General features: G+C 40.9%; 19 protein-coding genes and 2 pseudogenes. 6 read left to right on the top strand and 15 right to left on the bottom strand.

The genetic code is table 11. From position 1 onward, the window contains the following. Nucleotides 1-19: 19 nt before the first annotated feature. Entirely contained in the window at nt 20-1,288 is a 1,269-nt protein-coding gene (lysA, locus tag ACRRSY_RS20385) for a diaminopimelate decarboxylase (protein WP_432463902.1), read from the top strand. A gap of 340 nt (nt 1,289-1,628) precedes the next feature. On the opposite strand, the gene ACRRSY_RS20390 is transcribed toward lysA, so the two are convergent. The 6 genes and pseudogenes from ACRRSY_RS20390 to ACRRSY_RS20415 form a co-directional block, all read right to left on the bottom strand. Continuing rightward, nucleotides 1,629-1,943: a transposase gene (locus ACRRSY_RS20390; protein WP_432460286.1), complete on the bottom strand. Its 315-nt coding sequence runs from the start codon at nt 1,941-1,943 to the stop codon at nt 1,629-1,631. 102 nt (nt 1,944-2,045) lie between these two features. Then, a pseudogene (locus ACRRSY_RS20395) lies at nt 2,046-2,186 on the bottom strand (IS256 family transposase); the annotation flags it as partial. Between the two features lie 85 nt (nt 2,187-2,271). Beyond that, nucleotides 2,272-2,736 carry a hypothetical protein gene (locus tag ACRRSY_RS20400; protein WP_432463903.1) on the bottom strand — a complete coding sequence of 155 codons (465 nt, stop codon included), beginning with the start codon at nt 2,734-2,736 and terminating at the stop codon, nt 2,272-2,274. Between the two features lie 4 nt (nt 2,737-2,740). Beyond that, nucleotides 2,741-4,102, bottom strand: coding sequence for a hypothetical protein (locus tag ACRRSY_RS20405; protein WP_432463904.1), 1,362 nt, complete (start codon nt 4,100-4,102; stop codon nt 2,741-2,743). A 486-nt stretch (nt 4,103-4,588) separates the two neighbouring features. Further along, complete coding sequence (locus ACRRSY_RS20410; protein ID WP_432455737.1) at nt 4,589-5,494, bottom strand: bifunctional helix-turn-helix transcriptional regulator/GNAT family N-acetyltransferase; 906 nt, start codon at nt 5,492-5,494, stop codon at nt 4,589-4,591. Between the two features lie 415 nt (nt 5,495-5,909). Beyond that, a pseudogene (locus ACRRSY_RS20415) lies at nt 5,910-6,386 on the bottom strand (transposase); the annotation flags it as partial. Nucleotides 6,387-6,565: 179 nt separating this feature from the next. On the opposite strand from ACRRSY_RS20415, the gene ACRRSY_RS20420 reads away from it, so the two are divergent. Both ACRRSY_RS20420 and ACRRSY_RS20425 read left to right on the top strand, forming a co-directional pair. Next, nucleotides 6,566-7,453, top strand: coding sequence for a hypothetical protein (locus tag ACRRSY_RS20420; protein ID WP_432463905.1), 888 nt, complete (start codon nt 6,566-6,568; stop codon nt 7,451-7,453). Between the two features lie 8 nt (nt 7,454-7,461). Further along, nucleotides 7,462-8,022, top strand: a complete 561-nt coding sequence (locus ACRRSY_RS20425) for a hypothetical protein (RefSeq protein WP_432463906.1) — start codon at nt 7,462-7,464, stop codon at nt 8,020-8,022. A gap of 146 nt (nt 8,023-8,168) precedes the next feature. On the opposite strand, the gene ACRRSY_RS20430 is transcribed toward ACRRSY_RS20425, so the two are convergent. The 8 genes from ACRRSY_RS20430 to ACRRSY_RS20465 all read right to left on the bottom strand — a co-directional run bounded on the left by ACRRSY_RS20430 (nt 8,169) and on the right by ACRRSY_RS20465 (nt 13,801). After that, nucleotides 8,169-8,735 (bottom strand): class I SAM-dependent methyltransferase, encoded by a 567-nt coding sequence (locus tag ACRRSY_RS20430; RefSeq protein ID WP_432455732.1) that lies wholly within the window; start codon nt 8,733-8,735, stop codon nt 8,169-8,171. 50 nt (nt 8,736-8,785) lie between these two features. After that, a complete protein-coding gene (locus ACRRSY_RS20435) occupies nt 8,786-9,250 on the bottom strand; it encodes a MarR family winged helix-turn-helix transcriptional regulator (protein ID WP_432463907.1) in 465 nt (154 codons plus the stop codon). A 156-nt stretch (nt 9,251-9,406) separates the two neighbouring features. Continuing rightward, nucleotides 9,407-10,204: an MBL fold metallo-hydrolase gene (locus ACRRSY_RS20440; RefSeq protein WP_432463908.1), complete on the bottom strand. Its 798-nt coding sequence runs from the start codon at nt 10,202-10,204 to the stop codon at nt 9,407-9,409. A 576-nt stretch (nt 10,205-10,780) separates the two neighbouring features. Next, nucleotides 10,781-10,993 (bottom strand): hypothetical protein, encoded by a 213-nt coding sequence (locus tag ACRRSY_RS20445; RefSeq protein WP_432463909.1) that lies wholly within the window; start codon nt 10,991-10,993, stop codon nt 10,781-10,783. After that, on the bottom strand, nt 10,977-11,324 hold the full coding sequence (locus ACRRSY_RS20450; RefSeq protein ID WP_432463910.1) for a hypothetical protein: 348 nt from the start codon (nt 11,322-11,324) through the stop codon (nt 10,977-10,979). Before ACRRSY_RS20450 ends, ACRRSY_RS20445 begins: the two co-directional genes overlap by 17 nt. 310 nt (nt 11,325-11,634) lie before the next feature. Continuing rightward, nucleotides 11,635-12,282, bottom strand: a complete 648-nt coding sequence (locus tag ACRRSY_RS20455) for an START domain-containing protein (RefSeq protein WP_432463911.1) — start codon at nt 12,280-12,282, stop codon at nt 11,635-11,637. 407 nt (nt 12,283-12,689) lie between these two features. Beyond that, entirely contained in the window at nt 12,690-13,271 is a 582-nt protein-coding gene (locus ACRRSY_RS20460) for a rhomboid family intramembrane serine protease (RefSeq protein ID WP_432460295.1), read from the bottom strand. A gap of 122 nt (nt 13,272-13,393) precedes the next feature. Next, a complete protein-coding gene (locus tag ACRRSY_RS20465; protein ID WP_432455725.1) occupies nt 13,394-13,801 on the bottom strand; it encodes a PH domain-containing protein in 408 nt (135 codons plus the stop codon). A gap of 423 nt (nt 13,802-14,224) precedes the next feature. On the opposite strand from ACRRSY_RS20465, the gene ACRRSY_RS20470 reads away from it, so the two are divergent. Next, entirely contained in the window at nt 14,225-15,244 is a 1,020-nt protein-coding gene (locus tag ACRRSY_RS20470) for a patatin-like phospholipase family protein (RefSeq protein ID WP_432463912.1), read from the top strand. Nucleotides 15,245-15,581: 337 nt separating this feature from the next. Next, the gene (locus tag ACRRSY_RS20475) at nt 15,582-16,184 is read left to right on the top strand and encodes an alpha/beta hydrolase (RefSeq protein ID WP_432455723.1); all 603 of its coding nucleotides are present in this window, start codon (nt 15,582-15,584) and stop codon (nt 16,182-16,184) included. Nucleotides 16,185-16,283: 99 nt separating this feature from the next. Here the strand turns inward: ACRRSY_RS20475 and ACRRSY_RS20480 are convergent, their stop codons facing one another. Continuing rightward, nucleotides 16,284-16,769 carry a MarR family winged helix-turn-helix transcriptional regulator gene (locus ACRRSY_RS20480; protein ID WP_432455722.1) on the bottom strand — a complete coding sequence of 162 codons (486 nt, stop codon included), beginning with the start codon at nt 16,767-16,769 and terminating at the stop codon, nt 16,284-16,286. A gap of 124 nt (nt 16,770-16,893) precedes the next feature. Between ACRRSY_RS20480 and ACRRSY_RS20485 the strand changes: the two genes are divergently transcribed. Further along, nucleotides 16,894-17,799: a DMT family transporter gene (locus ACRRSY_RS20485; protein ID WP_432455721.1), complete on the top strand. Its 906-nt coding sequence runs from the start codon at nt 16,894-16,896 to the stop codon at nt 17,797-17,799.

The raw sequence follows: 17,799 nt of genomic DNA on the forward strand, positions 1-17,799 counted from the left end.
CTATTTACAGGAGAGAAATATGGTTAATTTAACCCAGCAGTTAAGCTATCAACAGCAAACACTTTTTTTTGAAAACTTTTCAATACAAAAACTTGCCGAGAAAATAGGTACTCCCTTTTATTGTTATTCACAACGCGCCATTGTAGATAATATTAAACAATGCCAAACAGCGTTTTCTGACCCACGTTTTCATATTCATTACGCCCTTAAAGCAAACAGCAACTTATCTATTTTAAAGATCGTTGCCGCACAAAATTTATCGGCAGATATTGTTTCTATAGGGGAGATGCAACGGGCGTTATTAGCCGGATTTTCATCACAACAAATTATATTTTCAGGTGTTGGTAAAACATCATCGGAAATACAACAAGCAATGCAGCAGGGTGTGGGGCAGTTTAATATCGAGTCGGCAGAGGAACTTGAGTTATTAATTCAGCTAGCTGCTGACGCCAATCACACGGTTAATGCCATGATTCGAGTCAATCCAGAAGTGTCGATATCCACGCATAAAAATATCACCACTGGCGCTAAAGGTAATAAATTTGGTGTGCGCTTAGATCAGGTTTTAAAGATGTTACACAGTGCAAAAAACACCCAAGTGAAGATCCAAGGGCTAGCCATGCATATTGGTTCACAAATTCAGCAAACAACACCATACCTTGCTGCAATCGATAAATTACTGTTGCACATTGAGATGTTTAAAACAGAAGGATTTATATTAAATAATATTGATTTAGGGGGAGGGTTTGGCATTAGTTACGGACAGGAAAAATCATTAACTTTTACCCAGTTTTCAGATGTCATAATGCAGAAATTAAAAGACTGGAAAGGGAAAATCTATATTGAACCTGGACGCTCAATTATTGCCGATGCGGGTCTGCTCATCACGCCGATCACGTATATCAAACACGCAGAGCCGCGTCCTTTTGTGATCCTTGAAGCTGCAATGAATGATTTGATGCGTCCCGCTTTATACCAAGCGATTCATCCGATTATTACCGTTGCACAAAAACAGGGAGAGCAACAGTATGATGTCGTCGGGCCTGTCTGTGAAAGTACTGATACTTTTGAGAAAAAGGCTAAATTACCCGCATTATTAACACCCGGTGAATTGGTTTGTTTTTTATATGCTGGCGCCTATTGCGCGGTAATGAGCAACAGCTATAACAGCCGCAATATTATTAGCGAGGTATTGGTTAATGGAGAAGAAGCAAGCTGTATTCGTACAGCAATAAAACAACAAGATTTACTGCAGTTTGAAACACAGCCCTATCAATTGTTGTCATAAGCTTTACTTGATGCGCCTTTGTTACGCAAGCAGGGCGCAAGATATTCTAAAACAATACATTACGATATTGACCTTTCTTGCTCTCGCTTTAATTTGAAAGAGCAAAATTGAATTATAGCCATCGTCAAATGCGCGAATGCGGACATCCAAACTTTAATAAACCACTTTGCATCAAAAAAACGAAATGACACAGTAAAAAATGGAAAAAAAACGATTCAATCACTAAATCTGCGAAGGGTTTACTTAGAGGAAAATATTTCACTACCAGCAGTGACTTTTGGGTATGAAAAATATTAGCAAGTCACTAATATAGTAGCTAAAATCATTTGAACTGTTAGTTTTAGTGGTACATTCGTCGTAAGTGATTTTTCCCTGAAATCCAAGGTTTTCCGGTATGCTCTGCAAATAACGCCAGCTCTTCGAGGGAGCCAACCGCACCGTGATAGGTTTTAACAAAATCATTAGCTAAACGGAGCCATGTTTCGTTATCTAATCCAAGTGAATGAAGCAAAGCTGGCACTTGCACAGATATCGCTCCGCGCTTATCTGGGCGCATTATTCGCCCTGTCCAATCAACAAGTTCAAGGTAATCTACTAGTGAGAAGTTGATGCCTTGTGGTTGCTTTTTATGCTCAGCACCAATCAACTTAAGCAACGGTTTCCGGCTCTCTTTAGACGCCTCCTCAGCATGCTGTAATTTGTTATGAATGCCTTCAAAAACAGTAAAATTATCGACACAGCCACTTTAAAGCTGTTCAAGATGCTGCTGAAGCTCAGCTTTTAAAGCCGCTTCAGTGATCTGTTTGATGAGAGGAGTTAAAAAGCCATCTTTGCCTGTCAGGTCTTGCTCTGACTGAAGAGCTTTAAAGGCTTGCTCTAGATCGAAGTCTTTGGTCATATGTCATTCCTGTTTTATATACTACTGAAATGACACAGATTTCTAAACACTACCAAAGTAATAATCCTAATAGAATTAACTGTATTCAGGAAATACGCTTTAATTTCTCTAAAAGCCCTTCTTTAAGCATATATCGAGGTATTAACCAACTTTGTGGAGATCGATTTGATACGTGATCAACCCTTGATTTATTCCAAAAGTTATAGCCTGGTAAGTTTTCTGAACAGCAGTGCATCATTGAGCTAATACCTATACTCTCACCGCTAAACATTCTGTTCTCTGAATTAGAACTTTTATCTCCTTCATTTCCCCAGTAATTGTCCTCTATAGTCTCAGTGAACCAAGCTATTGATTCAAAAGGAAACTCTATTTGAGATATTTTATTCTCTTTGGTGAAAAGGCTTTTATATTTCGACCAGAAGACTATATAGTCTTCATACTGTATAAGTTTGTGTGTTTCATTTTCAAACATAGGGTAATCTATTTCGAATAAAACCCTAGAATTTTTAGGGAGGTATAAAGGGTCTAATATCGGTATTTTTTTCATCATAAACTTACTCGATTGGGCTTAGATTGACAGATTTCACTATGGGGGAACGACCTGATTTAGAAGACTGTAGTTCAGTCAAAGAAGGTAAGTCTTTCTCTATACTTAAAGTTTCTACAACACCAAAGCTTCCTCCTCCATTCGCTGTATTTGCAGTTAATCCATTTCCTGTAAACTCTGCGTTTGCCCCTATTTCCGTTCTTACTTCATGCCGAGCTAAAAATTTATCAGCCTCATCAAGTGGCATACTTGAAGCGTATTCATTAATTTGCTTAGGGTTAAACTCCTTGCCACCGACTTCCCAAAATCCTTTCATTTTATCTGCATACTCAGCTTGATAAGCCGAATTCATTGTACTTAAAAGTACATCTTTATCATGACCTTCCACATGGTTGGTAACAACGCCGTCCATATTGTCCCATGTTGGTACCACTGTATTTTGACCAAAGAGATCTAGATGTTCACCTCGATCAATAATATGCATTACATAATCTTTATTCGGGTCATACCATGAGCCGTTACCAAGTACTTTATAGATTAATTCAGGGTCTGAATCGGCAGCTTCGAGTTGATCAAAAGAGGTCGTCCAAGTGGGTACTAATCCGCTTTCACGCTGATATGATAACGGAGCGTCAGACGCTCTATTCTTTGGCTGAATACTAACTAAGAACCGATCATTAGCCGTTGCTCCTGAATTCGCCATTTTTACTAGCTCATCATCACTATACTTAGGCTTGTAAGCGGGCTCACCAGCATCCATACGTTTTTTAATATCTCCCCGAGCCTTTTCCAAGCGTTTTTCTGCTTCGGAAAAAGACCTGACCTTTCCATCATCGGGGGACTTAGCTTGTGTACCTCTGGGCTGATCCGATTTCGCCTGTTTAATTTCCTTTGTACCGGCTGGCTCAGCAATTTGCTGCTCGTTTCTGCCACCTTGACCTAACGGTTCTAGAGTAGGCGTTTTTCGAGTAACGACTTTTTCGGACAAGGTAGCAACCGGAATACTACCTTCCATACTAGAGGGCGGTGGCGGCGCAAAGTTTGCCCCTTTGAGCACCTTAACCTCTCCGCTCACAATACCATTACTTAGCCAGTCAATTTTTTGCTGCTCACTTTTGTGGCTAGCCATGTAATCGCCAGACACTTGAAAGTAAAGTTTGTTTAAGTTGAACTGATAACCCCACATAGGGCTATGCTTTTGTAGTAAGGACTGCGCCCAATAAATATCGATGCAGTGATTAACCTGCTCCCCTTGGTTTTCCGTGTGGGCTGCAAGCCTTGGTAGAAACATATAAGACTGACCAAAAGCATCAACTAACAGCGTTCGGTTAAACTTAGATCCCTCGAAAGGATTAGCGTTTGGGTGCATGATAGCCCCCCAAATACGCCATCGATTTTACTGCCTTAAACATGCGGTTCCTTGCTTGCTTACCTGATAAGAATTGACTAGAGACTCAATAAGAATGTGATGCTATCAGGCTAGTAACAAGGGAGTCAATATAGATGTTGAAATACTCATTAAGCTTATCGCTAGTGATGAGAAAAATTTTCTGAAAATACGAAATTTAGTTTGGCTTGTTTAGGTGTTGAAACACGTATTGGGGCAAAAGCGTGTTTCGCTATAACACGCTTCTGAACAATTTCGATTTATGGATGGAAGCAACAATCTTTCAAGAATCTAGTAAATGCCTAGGATTGTTAGGCCTTACCAATGCCGCCGTTTAAACAGGTAGCATTTTGATAGAGTTAGGATATTTCTGAGCATGGCGATTTTGACATAACAAATTAGCTTCATGTAGTTAAGACGAAAATTTATGCATTGGCTCTTTTGGGAATAGAAGCAGTTCAATAACACTTATATTATTTTTTGCATGATTACTTCACATGCATCATGCCCAGTAGTCCCTCGTGGGCCATCTAAGTATTCAAAACCTAGTTTTTCATACAATTTAATAGCCTCTTTTAAGCATTCGGTCGTCTCCAAATAACACTCTTGATAACCTTGCTCTCTCGCTTGTTTAAGGATAAGTGCGACAAGTTTCTTAGCTAAACCGTGTCCTCGTGTTTGTGGTAAAAAGTACATTTTTTGCAACTCACAGACATATTTTTCGCCGGACAGTGGTGAAAATCCCCCACCACCAACGATTTTGTTATTATGTTCAATTACCCAGTATGAAGCGCCTTCTTGGTCGTACACTGAATATAAATCATCTAGAGTTGGGTCAGAGACACTATAACCTTTGTCGGCGGTAAGGCCATACTCCTCGGACACATTTCGAATCAACTCTGCGACTTCTGAATTATCTGCTTTACAGAGGGGGCGTATGACAAAATTATTTAACCCGCATATTCTCGTCAGTCCTTTGAGGTAAATTTCAAAACCTAATTTCACTTGCTGTTGTTCTTGTTTATCTAAAGAAAATAACAATTGCTCGAAAAATGCATTTTGCTGTCGATCTAATTGTAAGAGCGCTTGGCTACCTTGCTCTGTTATATCAATTAGATGACTACGTTTATCTCTAGGATTATCTAAACATTTTACTAAATTAAGCTTAATAAGTGCTGATACTGTGCGACTAGCGTTTGACTTATTGACATTCAGATTTTCAGCAAGTTGACTTATGGTGATTTGAGTTAACCCTATTTCTCCCAGCGCATGGGCTTGAACTGGAGTAAGAGGGACATCGCCACACTGTTTATCTAGCATGCCTAATAAACGTACTGCGTGACGAGAATAGTGTCTTAGTTGGTTGACGTTCATTACTAACACCTCAATATAGTTGCGTATCGCAATCATATTGGGACCGCTATGTGATTTTGTCAATATAGATTTGGTAATGAGCATATTGCTAATCAATTATAATTTTTGGCTCAACTAACTCGGATTGAAGGGACAAAATTATCGGGACAGCCACTTTAAAACTGCTATGCATTTCTTGCATAAAGCATGATATGAGTGCTTTCAGGAGTATTTAGACAGCCATTCTAACTATCCAATGAGCATCCGTCGATGTCATCAGCTCAAATCAACGTTGAAGAGCCAACTTGTTCTTAAAAACGCTAAATATTGGGGCTTTAGTCAATGCGAAGCGATTCATGAGGGCGAAAGACTTAGTGATTCGAGATACGCTAAATACCTACTCAGTCGAGAATACATGAAGCCGTAGTTTATTAACCTACATCCAGCCAGCGCTTGGCAGCTGCCATGCCTTTAGCCCATGCTTATAGCGCTCTAGTGAATGCCCAGCCCCAACCACGCTGGCAAAGTGATGCTCTAAACCATTGCTCAAAGCTAACCAGCTTTCCTCATCGATTTGTAGTCGTTGCAGAATAGGCGCGTGTGCATTATCGATATAACCGCGTTTATCTTCTCTGATGACGCGGCCGGTGAGCTCTACCAATTGCAGATAATCTTGTAGCTCAAAGGGTAAACCTTTGGGCATAATTTCTATGGGATTGCCGACAAAAGGCATTAGCGGCTTGGGTTGCTGACCTTGTTTGGCTTGCTGAATGCGCTGTTTGATACTGGTGTGGTCCGAGGTTTCAGGCGTGCTCGCCATATTTGAGCGAACCGGGTTTAAATCCACATAGACCATACATGCGGCAAGGGCGGCTTCATCTAAAAGCGCTTGAGATTTAAAGCAGCCTTCCCAAAGCGACAGTCTTGACCGAGGCATTGCAATAACTCCAAGAACCACTATTGATAGTTTAGGTAACCAATGACTAAATACCAGTTGGATCAATTGGGATGGATGTCTTTTATTCTCTCTGTTATTTACTTTGCTACAACCACTAACTATAATTTTATCAATATTAAGAAAGGGTAAGTTCCATGGTTAAAAATAAATTTCAGTGCTTATCACTACGCAAAAAGCAAACTAGAGATAAATGTCTAACAAAATTGAAAACCTCAGAAATGAGTGAAATTGATTTGTACATACTTCATGGACCAGAGCTTTTCTCACTATGGGTCGCTAAACAAAAGAGCCGAGGATTTTCTCAAAGTGCAATAAGTCAACAATTGGAAGCTTTAGGTTTACCTGAACTAGCACAAAATTTATTCGTGTCCTCAACAAACTTAGTGAACCAGTTTGGTGGACAAATTATTGATATGAAGACTATGGGTATTTTGGCCTTAGATCTGCGTCGAGGTGGTAGCATATTAGGTAAATACGAAATCACTAAAAATGGCGCTAAGAGCTACATCAGCTTTAAAGGCAATCACAAACTAAGAACGGTGATTAAGGGCACCCGCTACTTATCTACTAATACAAAAATACTAACCTTGGGTATCGGTCTGCAAGGACTAAAAGCATCAGCTCGTGGGGGAGTACTATTAACCATCTTATTTTCGGTATCACATCACACTTTGGAGCTCGTTCTCCAAAAAGATTATGTAATGACGAACTGGATCGTGGATGTCTCTTCTGACGTACTAAAAGCATCGATAGCTGCTTGTGCAGGTGTTTTAATCGGAGCGGCATTCATATCAACCCAAGTAGTCATTATTCCAATTGCAATTGGTCTAGCGGTCGTATTCATTGTGCAAAGTACTTTAAACGCAACTGAGAATAGACTTCAAATTAAAGAAAAAATAACGGCCAGCCTCAATCAAGCTGTCGAAGCGTCAGCCGAAAAAGATATACAACATTTGGAACAAAAAATAAATACTATGAAAACTATAAATGAAATGAATTATTCTGCTTATAAATTCTTTTAGGATAAACAATGATAAAGCACTCCCCTCGAACAGCATTAACTAGTTCATTATTTTGTTTCGCTATTTGTCTCATATCTATCGTTATGCTTTTCAGCACCAACATGCTCAATTTTTTTAACCATCAAATCATAAATAATTACCAAGTAATTTATCTCGATGCTAAATACAGCGGCTTTATTGGTAGCTCTATCGTTACTTTATCAGGAGCACTGTTCATGCTTTGGCAATATATTTGCCTAAAACGTTCAAACGAAAGTCTAAGAGCTAAGCACCAATCAGTAAAAGTTCTTACTATAGTCGTGATTATTGGTTTCCTATTTATTTTCCCTGGCCAGTCACTAGAAAAATCCCGTCTAGAATCTCAAGCTGAAGAAAAAGGTTATCAAGCTTGTCCACCATTTACCTTATTAATAAGTTCCGTAAGTATTGATGCATGGGTAAAAGACTTTGAGCTATGTAATGACCCTGAGGTAGGTAAACTGGCTAGATATGGTTACCCTGAAGAACCCGAAAAAATAGCTAAACTACTATCTAAACGTAAACTGGAAAAAGCGCTAACGAATTACTAACAAATTATCGAGACAGCCAGCGCTTGGCAGCTGCCATGCTTTTAATTCGTTGTTGATTGTGCCCACGCTTATAGCGCTCTAGTGAATGCCCAGCCCCAACCACGCTGGCAAAGTGATGCTCTAAACCAAGCCTCCTTCAAATTCATCTATTTCGTGAGTAACACACTCATCCCGCCCTTTTTTCGAGGAGACTCAATTGCCTTCAAACCTACATCTTCCGCAATCGATAGATATTGCATAAAAGCTGACTTTTTGACATGAAAAAATGGCTCTACTATTAGAAATTGGCCATCATCGCTAAGTGTATTGGCGACCTCTTCAAAAAGACTTCTCTGGTTGGGAACCTCATGAACCATGTAATAAGCTAGAACAAAATCCGCTTTAACTTCAGATTTAAGTGCCAGACTTGATGGTTCACACTGATGCAGTTCAACACGTTCATTCAAAATAGAGCCATCCAGCTTTTTCTTTAGTTTAGCGAGCATTTGAGGTTGTAGATCCACCGCAATAACTTGACCAGTCTCTCCAACGAGTTCCGCCATTGGAATTGTAAAAAAACCTGGGCCACACCCAATATCTATAACAGTATTCCCTGGTCGAATATAATCTGATGTTATCTTTTTGGGTGATTGAAATAAGCGGCGAGCCACATTATCGAGTGCAAAAGAGTGCCTGTGATTACAAATATGTAGCTCATTTCTTAACAAGTTCATCTTTTTTCCTTTAAGTGTTTAGCTGGTATACACATTACTTAAAAAAAGGGTTACTCCGGAGAGTTAACCCTGCGAATGAGGAAATCTTCCGTTCTTTCGAGAAACTCAGAAATCACTTTAATATCCTCTTTATCTAATTCTTGTATGTAGTTAGCAAACCCGCCATCCATCTTTTCATGCCACTCTTTATGAGCAACAAAAGCAATTTCCCCTTTACTCGTTAATCGAACAATGGCTCTCGAAAGATTGTCTGGAGCAGGGCTTTTCTCGGTAAAACCTTTCTTCTCCAGTTTTTTTAGAGCTTGAGAAACCGCGCCTTTTGTTATCCCCAATGCGTTAGCAATGTCTGTGACACTTAAGTCCCGATGATCACCGATAATCTCTATTAAGTGGATCTCTGAGTTCGAAAGTATTTCGTCGGTACCAAACTTTCTTGGCGCCTTTTCCATCTGCTGAGCAAGCTTCATTAAAGACTGAAACTTACCATTTAAAAATAACATTGATTCTTTGTTCATACCCTAAGCGTATAGCAACTTAACACTTGATTCAAATAAAATTTGCGATTCAGCCACTTTAAACCTATTCGCTAAGATGGATGCTTTAGTTTTCCTCACCGTCACACCAGCTGATGTAATAACTCAAACAGGTCCAATTTAAATGCATTCTACTACTTAAACTTTAACCGTCAGCGTTGCTCCATCTTCTGGGATGATCACCTTGTCAGTTAGCCCTTCAAAATCTAGAGTACGTCTCAGTACATTTCTATCTATTGAGCAGTGATTTAATGCTTCCATATGGTTTGCGATAACTTTACTAGGTGATAAACGAATAAACTCCAGAACTTCATCCTTCGACATCAACAGTGGCTGACCAACATCCATTTGAGCCTGACCAGCCGCCACCACAGTGATATCTGGTTTCAGATCTCTCAAGGCTTTTTTGACATCTGCGGTTAAGACCGTATCGCCACTAATATAAATGCTTGGTTCATTAGGTAATGCTAGGAAAAAGCCACAACCGTTAGCCATTACTTTATTAATCCAACCATGCCCGTGTTGAGCGGGAATTGCCGTAATTTCCCCACCTAAATATGCCGTAGGCTGCCAAGGCAACAAGCCATTAGATACCGTCATTCCATACTTTTCCAAATAAGCTTTATCTTTATTAATCGTGGTTACAGGAACCGATTTCTCGACTAAGAAACCCTCACCTTTTCGATCTAAATGATCAACGTGTTGCAGTGGCTTAAAACCGAACGTTTGACTATGAGTGATTAATGCATGAGTTACTTTCTTTAGAATAATCTTGGCATTTGAAGGTAAATCTACGGTTGGATTGTTTTGGGCTTTGAATCGGAATACCGAAAATGGCGGCAATGAACCTTTTTCACCGAGCATAGGATCAACCAATATATGATATTCACCAGACTCAATGACAAAGGTTGCGCTTCTCAAGTGGTGGATTTTCATTCTTATTTTTTACTCTTATACATAACAAGTATGCCAAATTATACAATACTAGCCCAATAGACAACGACCGCTTAATTAGGAGTATTTTGACAGACATTCTAACTAGCAAGTACTGCTTCATCGAGTAATGCTTACGATTTAAAGCGGCCTTCCCAAAAGCGACTGTCTTGACCGAGGCATGGCAATAACTCCAAGAAAACACTACTGACAGTTCAGGCAACTAATGACTGAATACCAGTTGGGATCAATTGGGATGGATGTCTTTTATTCTTGTTTATTCTCTGTTGGCCTGAGCAACGACAACCTAATGAGACTTGCGTGCTTCGATACTTATCCACGGCAAGCCTTCAGACTATCACCTTCATTTCGTATCTTTTGTGCTCACGGGCTCTACAGAAGATTGTTCTTTAAGTTGATCCTTAAGCTTAGCAATTTTCTCATAGGCAAAGAAAATCCCAATTTGCGAACTTATAAAAAAGACGTAAAATAACCCATCCTTTTTCGAGGGTTCACTATTACTCCAATACCAAAATACTAACAATGCAATTAATATGTTTACGATAATTCTAATGACCATCAATATAGTTCCGAAGTAAGCATTACAGTTCTATTATTAATTTCTTTTCTGACTTTATTTAACTCAGATTTATTAAATGCAACTGTCCCCCAAATGACTAACATTACAATTCCACCTTTAGCCAACTTTTGGTTACTTCTCGCACTATCAATTAACTCTTTGACGCCTAATCCTGAGGCACTAAGTCCAATGTAACTAGCAAATGAATTCATGAAAGTCTTTATCTGCTTGTAATTCATCATTAGTCATCGACCATATCCCCCATTGCGGATTTAAATATGTAGCATCCAGAGCTTTTGTGATTAACTTACTTTTTAAAATGGGACTAGAGAGTGACCTAATTAAAACCATCGCATCGACTCGTTGCTTCTGAGTCAAATGTCGATATAAAATTGTTGCACAGATAGAGTCAATTTCCAGCTGCCCTCCTCTTTTAAGAAGTTCCTTTTTAATTCCAATAATTTCTGATAGAACTGATAGCTGAGCTGCTCTACTGGCAGATAAATTATATGGCAAGTTGGCTATTGAAATTAATTTAGTCATAATTCACCTTGTTAATGATTAACCTATACAGCCACGAACAAAACTGAACAGATGGTATGCACTTCAAATTCAATGAAAATACTTTCAATCACAAACAATGATATCACTTCAAGTATGATGTTTAATTAATACTACTTTGCTAGTGTACGCTCTATTCTGCACCCTAGTATCTTTTTAATCAATAGCAGTGAGTGTTCTTTATAACTAAAAGAAGAGACTCGCCTAACTTGATAAAAATATGTTATATATCAGAAACTTTCACCATTAAAGCAAACTCAACATGACTCCGACACACAATAATAACAAGCCCTCAATAGGCATACTGCTGTAATGAAGAGCTTTCGATCAGCTTGATTAGTTGATGCAGAGAAGCAGTCGTTGAAGCAATCAGTTGTTGGTTATAAAATAACGCCGGAACATTGCCATTGGGATCGAGCCAAGCCTTATAATTTACCAACACTGCACCCGATGCTTGTTGCAGTAAGGTCCAAGTGGCCTTGGTTGCGCTCACTCGAACCCACTGAGGATTCGGCGGGTAACGGTCTGAACAAGCGCTCACCCGGATTTGAATGCGCTTCGGTTCAAAGTTGGTGGCAACACAGGTAATGAGTTCTCGATCCGTAAGCGGCCAAGGACTTTTGATGATGGTGCGTAACAAAAACTGTTGATTGGAATATATTTCCAAGGTTTCAATTGCTTGTAAGTGTTCGAACCATTGAGCGGTGCGCTGCAGATCAGACAAGACTCGAAACACCAATTGTAAATTTTGCTCAGTAGTAAATTGTGCTTCTACCTGTTTATAGGGACTATGTTGGTATTGGCTTAACTCGATCTTAAAGTCCGCATTGATTAAGCTTTGGTCTGCCGCTTCTCGCTGGGAGACTGAGCAACTGAATAAACCCAACAACGCCAACATCATGGTTAAACGCGGTACGCTTACAAATAGCTCTCTACCCATTATTCATCCATTATTGTGTACGTCCTGATTAGCCACTATAGCAGTTTAAACGCACACTCGGTGCCATCAACACTCAGCAATTTTTAAGCCTCGCACTTTCAAGCCATTTGGCAAAAACACGCTTATATTAATTATGGTGCTGAAGAACTTGTGATTGGCTTTTTTGATAGTCATCTGCGGTAAGCAGCACAATTCTGCGAAAAAATCTGGCAGTCAAGTGACATGCGTTTAGAAAATATCGAGAAGCTGCTGTCAAAAGCTGACGAATAGTTATACATCGCCAAACACCAGAGGAGATACCGGATCATGCCAACCGTAATTTTTGCATCTTAAAATAAAGTTGGCCGTTCAATCGTGTAAAACATTCACCAAAAATAAGACTAAGCACATTTTTAGCGGCTTTCCATTTAACCGCTCTCGGCTTGCTTACCCATTGCTCTTGGCTTTAACCGACAATAGATAATCGCACCCATAGCCCCCATCGCATGTCCTAGATGGTCAATGTTCAAATCCAAGCTCACACTGGAATGACGGTAAAATGTTGATTGCAGAGAAAACAACGCCATCAGAAATACAAATAGCAATATTGCACTCCCCCACTCCTTAAAACTTAAGCCATCTTCATCAGTAAAATATGCCGCAGCCAAACCAAATATCCCGCCAGATATTCCACATACTGAAACGGGTTCGGAAAAGAATAAAATCGATGGAATAGACGCCACGCTTGCCACACATAACACGGCAAAAAATCGTCTAGCCCCCACCCTTCTTTGGTAGACAGAAGCAACGCCCAAGCCAAGCACATTTGAAAAAAGATGTAAAAGATCAGCGTGGATCAACAAGTGAGTCATCGCTTGTATCGGCCAAATTTTATTGTGTTGAAAATCGTTATTAAGTGAGAGTAAGCGATAAAGATTGTCGTTAACCGTGATAAAACCAAAATCGCTTGTCACCAGAAATACCAACATCAATAATAGGCCTGAAAACATCGCCGCCCAAACAAGGCCAAAATGTTCCCTGTAGGATATGGGCTTCGCTTTCAAGCTATTCGGCGATGGTTTTAGCGCCACTAATCCACCCCCATAAATAAGGCAGGATACAAGAAATAAAATCATGATATTACGGGGATATTCCCTTCGATATACTGCTGTACCTCGGGCGTTATTTTGGCAATTTTTTCGACGCCTTTTAACTGAGCCTTCACGGTAATTTTTCGGTTATTTTTAAATTTGAATTTAATGGGCCGCTGCAGTAGACCCTTTCCAATTTTTACATTCTCAATGTCGTCGTAGGTAAAGAAGTCATAGCCATTAAACTTTCCGAGTAGACTCAACTTATGAAAATAGATACCCGCTTCGGTCACGGCTAAAAAATAGCTTTTCATGCTAAATACAGCCAAGGGACCAATCAAAAAGAACAACCAGATCTTTGGTGGCTCTATGGCTTGAAAGAAACCAATGAATGAATCACTTTCTTGCAAACACGATTCTATATGCTGCTGCGCCTGTTCTTTGTTCACTCGATTGCCTCCAATTTTATATGCGCTTCAAAACATCTGACAATGTATAAATCCATTGTTGACAGCAAATTTGTCTGACAACTCTCCACTAACCATCTCAAATAAGCATTCTAACTTTAACATAAAATCACTACTTATCAGACAATTAAAAGCTATGTTACGTCCTTCATCAACCGTAAACATCCGCCCCCTCTGCAGCTGTATAAAGATAGTTGTCACTTCACGCCATTCTTTAATGGCAAATAGCTCATTAATAGCTAGGCTTTTAGGAGGACGAACCCTCTACTGAATGTACACACTCGCCCCCATGCAAGAACACCAATAGGGGCCAAGGATTGGGATTTAATTAGACCCTAACCGTGCTTGGGGTATCGCCCTAAACAGCAAGATATTTAATGGCATCAACCATCGGGAGATAACAGCATGAACTATCACTTTAAAAACTTCGTTTTTGAAGGAGGTGGTGTGAAGGGCATCGCCTACCTTGGCGCACTCGAAGTGTTTTCAGAGAGAGCCATTATTCAAGATATTCAGCGGGTAGGCGGAACGTCTGCCGGAGCAATCAATGCGGTGCTGGTGGGCTTGGGTTACACCAACGAAGAAATGAAGCAGGTCCTGTGGTCTTTAGATTTTAACAATTTTATGGATGATTCCTGGGGCATGGTTCGAGATACCGAACGTTTAATAGAGCAATTTGGTTGGTATAAAGGCGACTTCTTTCGCAATTGGATAGGCCAATTGATTAAACAAAAAACTGGCAATAGCGAGAGCACTTTCGCAGATATTGAAGCGATGAAAGACAGTAAAGGCTTCAAATCTATGTACTTTATGGGAACCAACCTATCAACATCGTTTTCTGAAGTATTCTCAGCACAGCATACGCCAAGGATCTGCGTTGCCGATGCAGCGAGGATTTCGATGTCGATCCCACTATTTTTTGCCGCTAAGCGTAGTATCCGTGGCGATGTTTATGTAGATGGCGGAGTACTCGACAACTACCCCATCAAGCTGTTTGATCGCCAGAAATATGTAAACCACAACTACCATGAACCCGATTACTACAAATCAATCAATTCACAAATCACCACCCTGCAACGGCCTATCTCTAACTATGTGTATAACCGGGAAACTCTTGGCTTCAGGCTCGATTCAAAACAAGAGATTGCGGTATTTCGCGATCACGCGGCGCCTAGTCAGCAAAAAATCGATAATTTCTTCGATTATAGCTGGGCACTGATCCATACCATATTAGAAGCACAGCAAAATGCGCACTTACATAGTGATGATTGGGCTCGCACCGTGTACATCGACACCCTAGGTGTTAGCACCACCGATTTTGATCTATCCGATGAGAAGAAAAAAGCCTTAGTCGAATCGGGTCAGGTGGGTGCGAGTCAATACCTTGATTGGTACGACGGCAACGAAAACAAACCGAATAAATAAGTTCTAGTGATACTCATTCCACTTAGAAAGGCACGCTTTAACGCTGAAGGGCGTCAATATAACAAGGCTCTAAGGCGAAATAAATGAGACCTGTTCATCGAATTGCCAGAGACCGTTAGCCTCCAATCTCTAGCGTTCGATGGATAGGCCTCACCCCAAGTAAAACAAGCGAAGGCCAAAGAGTCTTAAAATACTGCTCCCACTTCTAGCGACCAAGCCAAATTCGCGAAAGATTATCGCCATAGCGTTAATAATCACTCCCATTTTTGAAGACTAATCATCAAGGAGAAGATAGTTTAAGCTAAACACCATTATTTCATTCAAGGTGTGTCAGCAGATGAGTAAACAAGCAGTTATCATGTTACATGGCGTCGGCAGCAGCGGCGAAAACCTGCAAGGCCTGGTCAATTATTGGACCGAAAGCCTACCCAATACCCTAGTCATTGCTCCCAATGCTCCCTTTCCTTTTGACCAGGGCCCTGGCTACCAATGGTTTAGTGTGACAGGGATCAGTGACGAAACCCGTCCATTACGGATTACCCAAGCACGAAAAAGCTTCGATCTGAGCATTCAAGCCGTACTAGAAGAACATCAACTAGATCCACAACATGACCAAATCATCCTTGCTGGATTCTCTCAAGGATCAATTATGGCCTTGGATTTACTGGTAAGTTCCCGCCTACCAATTGCTGGCGTGGTGGCCTTTTCTGGCCGATTATCTTCCCCCGAGCCTTATTCTAAGAGCCAAGAGCAAGCTGTATTGCTGATCCATGGGCAAAAAGATCCGGTAATCGCCTGCTCCGAAAGCCAAATTGCCGCACAACGCTTAAGCGACTTAGGCTACAAAGTAGAAACCCAATACGAACCCGACACCCTACATAGCATTTCTAACGAGGGTGCAGCGAAAGCCGCCAAATTTATTGCTCAGCGTTTTAGCTAAGCAAAATCGAAAAACCAAAGTATCGCACTTCACTATGCTGAAAATAAAACGGAGCGTTGACCACAAGCCGGCACCGTTTTTAAGCGTTGTTCAGGCTGCTTATAAACCCTCTGAGAGCAGTAGCTTTTTAAGTAAACCAGCGAGTTGTTGTTGCTCTTTTGGATCCAGCGGACTCAGCATTTTGTTCATATTGGCAACATGAGCGTTAAGTGCTTGGTCGAGCAAGACTTGGCCCTGTTCAGTGAGTCTCACCTTGCAACTACGTCGATCCTGCTCACTGGCAATCCGCTGCACCAAGTTACGTTGCACCAGCTCTTCAATACGTTTGCTTACCGCACCAGACGAGATCATCAGCGTTTGATAAAGCTGAGTCGGCGTCACGGCTTCGCCACTGCGGCGCATCGTTGCCATAATATCGAACTCAATATTGCTTAATCCATACTGGTTAAATATCTGGTCTAGCTGGTGTCGCCACTGACCGTGAGTTCTACCTAAGCGTCCCACCACTCCCATGACCGAACAATCTAAATCAGGTCTCGCCACTCGCCATTGAGCGAGGATCTTATCAACTTTGTCTTCCGGCATATTTATCTCTCTGGTAAAAATCTTTTGTAAAAGATACTTGATTAAATCAACGGCATCCATTACTTTTAAGAAAGTATCTTCCAAGGAAGATAATTAATCATATTATTGCTTATCGAGGTCCATCATGAGCCCCAGTCAATCACTGAAGAATATTATTTTATCCGCCATAGCACCCATTATTTGGGGCAGTACCTATATTGTGACCACAGAGTTACTTCCCCCGCACAGCCCACTGATTGCAGCCTCTCTGCGGGCACTTCCCGCTGGCATTTTGTTAGTACTGTTTAGCCGAGCCTGGCCTAAGACGGGCTGGTGGTGGCGCATTGCCAGCCTCGGCTTGTTAAATATTGGTCTATTTTTCTATTGCCTATTTTTTGCCGCGACTTATTTACCCGGTGGTATGGCGGCTTTGGTGATGTCAATTCAGCCACTATTGGTGATTGGTTTAAGTTGCTTGCTATTAGGCAACCGGATCTCATCGGCGCAACTTTTTGCTTGCGGATTAGCCATTGGCGGGGTCGCACTACTCGTTCTCAATAACCAGGCTCAGCTTAATTTGGCTGGCATTTTGGTGGCGACTCTTGGCACCATCAGCATGGCTTTAGGCGTGGTGATGACCAAGAAATGGGGGCGCCCCAGCGGTATGACCATGCTTGGATTCACTGGCTGGCAACTCTTATTTGGCGGTTTAATGTTATTCCCTATCGCGCTTTGGCAAGAAGGTTTTCCCAGCCAACTCTCGACGAACAATTATCTAGGCTATAGCTATCTAAGTTTATTCGGTGCCATGATCGCTTACTCACTTTGGTTTCGTGGGATTGAAAAACTGCCAACGGTAACGCTGTCATTTATCGGTTTTTTAAGTAGTGTATCGGCCTGTTTTCTAGGTTACTTACTGCTCGACCAAACGCTAAGCTGGCCACAGCTGGTTGGCGCATTCGCGATTTTGTTATCCATTGTATTGGCGACGCCTCGTGCACCTCGCCAAGCAAATCCTCTCAAGTTTCAATCTCAAATATGTAAGGAGTAA

It is taken from the genome of Agarivorans sp. QJM3NY_33, assembly GCF_050870865.2.
GTDB lineage: Bacteria > Pseudomonadota > Gammaproteobacteria > Enterobacterales > Celerinatantimonadaceae > Agarivorans.

Coding starts and splice junctions, on each gene's coding strand:
- ACRRSY_RS20435 (WP_432463907.1), bottom strand. CDS start 9,250: ATGAACAAAGAATCAATGTTATTTTTAAATGGTAAGTTTCAGTCTTTA.
- ACRRSY_RS20430 (WP_432455732.1), bottom strand. CDS start 8,735: ATGAACTTGTTAAGAAATGAGCTACATATTTGTAATCACAGGCACTCT.
- ACRRSY_RS20445 (WP_432463909.1), bottom strand. CDS start 10,993: ATGAATTCATTTGCTAGTTACATTGGACTTAGTGCCTCAGGATTAGGC.
- ACRRSY_RS20450 (WP_432463910.1), bottom strand. CDS start 11,324: ATGACTAAATTAATTTCAATAGCCAACTTGCCATATAATTTATCTGCC.
- ACRRSY_RS20485 (WP_432455721.1), top strand. CDS start 16,894: ATGAGCCCCAGTCAATCACTGAAGAATATTATTTTATCCGCCATAGCA.
- ACRRSY_RS20480 (WP_432455722.1), bottom strand. CDS start 16,769: ATGCCGGAAGACAAAGTTGATAAGATCCTCGCTCAATGGCGAGTGGCG.
- ACRRSY_RS20420 (WP_432463905.1), top strand. CDS start 6,566: ATGGTTAAAAATAAATTTCAGTGCTTATCACTACGCAAAAAGCAAACT.
- ACRRSY_RS20455 (WP_432463911.1), bottom strand. CDS start 12,282: ATGGGTAGAGAGCTATTTGTAAGCGTACCGCGTTTAACCATGATGTTG.
- ACRRSY_RS20460 (WP_432460295.1), bottom strand. CDS start 13,271: ATGTTTTCAGGCCTATTATTGATGTTGGTATTTCTGGTGACAAGCGAT.
- ACRRSY_RS20405 (WP_432463904.1), bottom strand. CDS start 4,102: ATGCACCCAAACGCTAATCCTTTCGAGGGATCTAAGTTTAACCGAACG.
- ACRRSY_RS20475 (WP_432455723.1), top strand. CDS start 15,582: ATGAGTAAACAAGCAGTTATCATGTTACATGGCGTCGGCAGCAGCGGC.
- ACRRSY_RS20400 (WP_432463903.1), bottom strand. CDS start 2,736: ATGATGAAAAAAATACCGATATTAGACCCTTTATACCTCCCTAAAAAT.
- ACRRSY_RS20425 (WP_432463906.1), top strand. CDS start 7,462: ATGATAAAGCACTCCCCTCGAACAGCATTAACTAGTTCATTATTTTGT.
- ACRRSY_RS20440 (WP_432463908.1), bottom strand. CDS start 10,204: ATGAAAATCCACCACTTGAGAAGCGCAACCTTTGTCATTGAGTCTGGT.
- lysA (WP_432463902.1), top strand. CDS start 20: ATGGTTAATTTAACCCAGCAGTTAAGCTATCAACAGCAAACACTTTTT.
- ACRRSY_RS20470 (WP_432463912.1), top strand. CDS start 14,225: ATGAACTATCACTTTAAAAACTTCGTTTTTGAAGGAGGTGGTGTGAAG.
- ACRRSY_RS20410 (WP_432455737.1), bottom strand. CDS start 5,494: ATGAACGTCAACCAACTAAGACACTATTCTCGTCACGCAGTACGTTTA.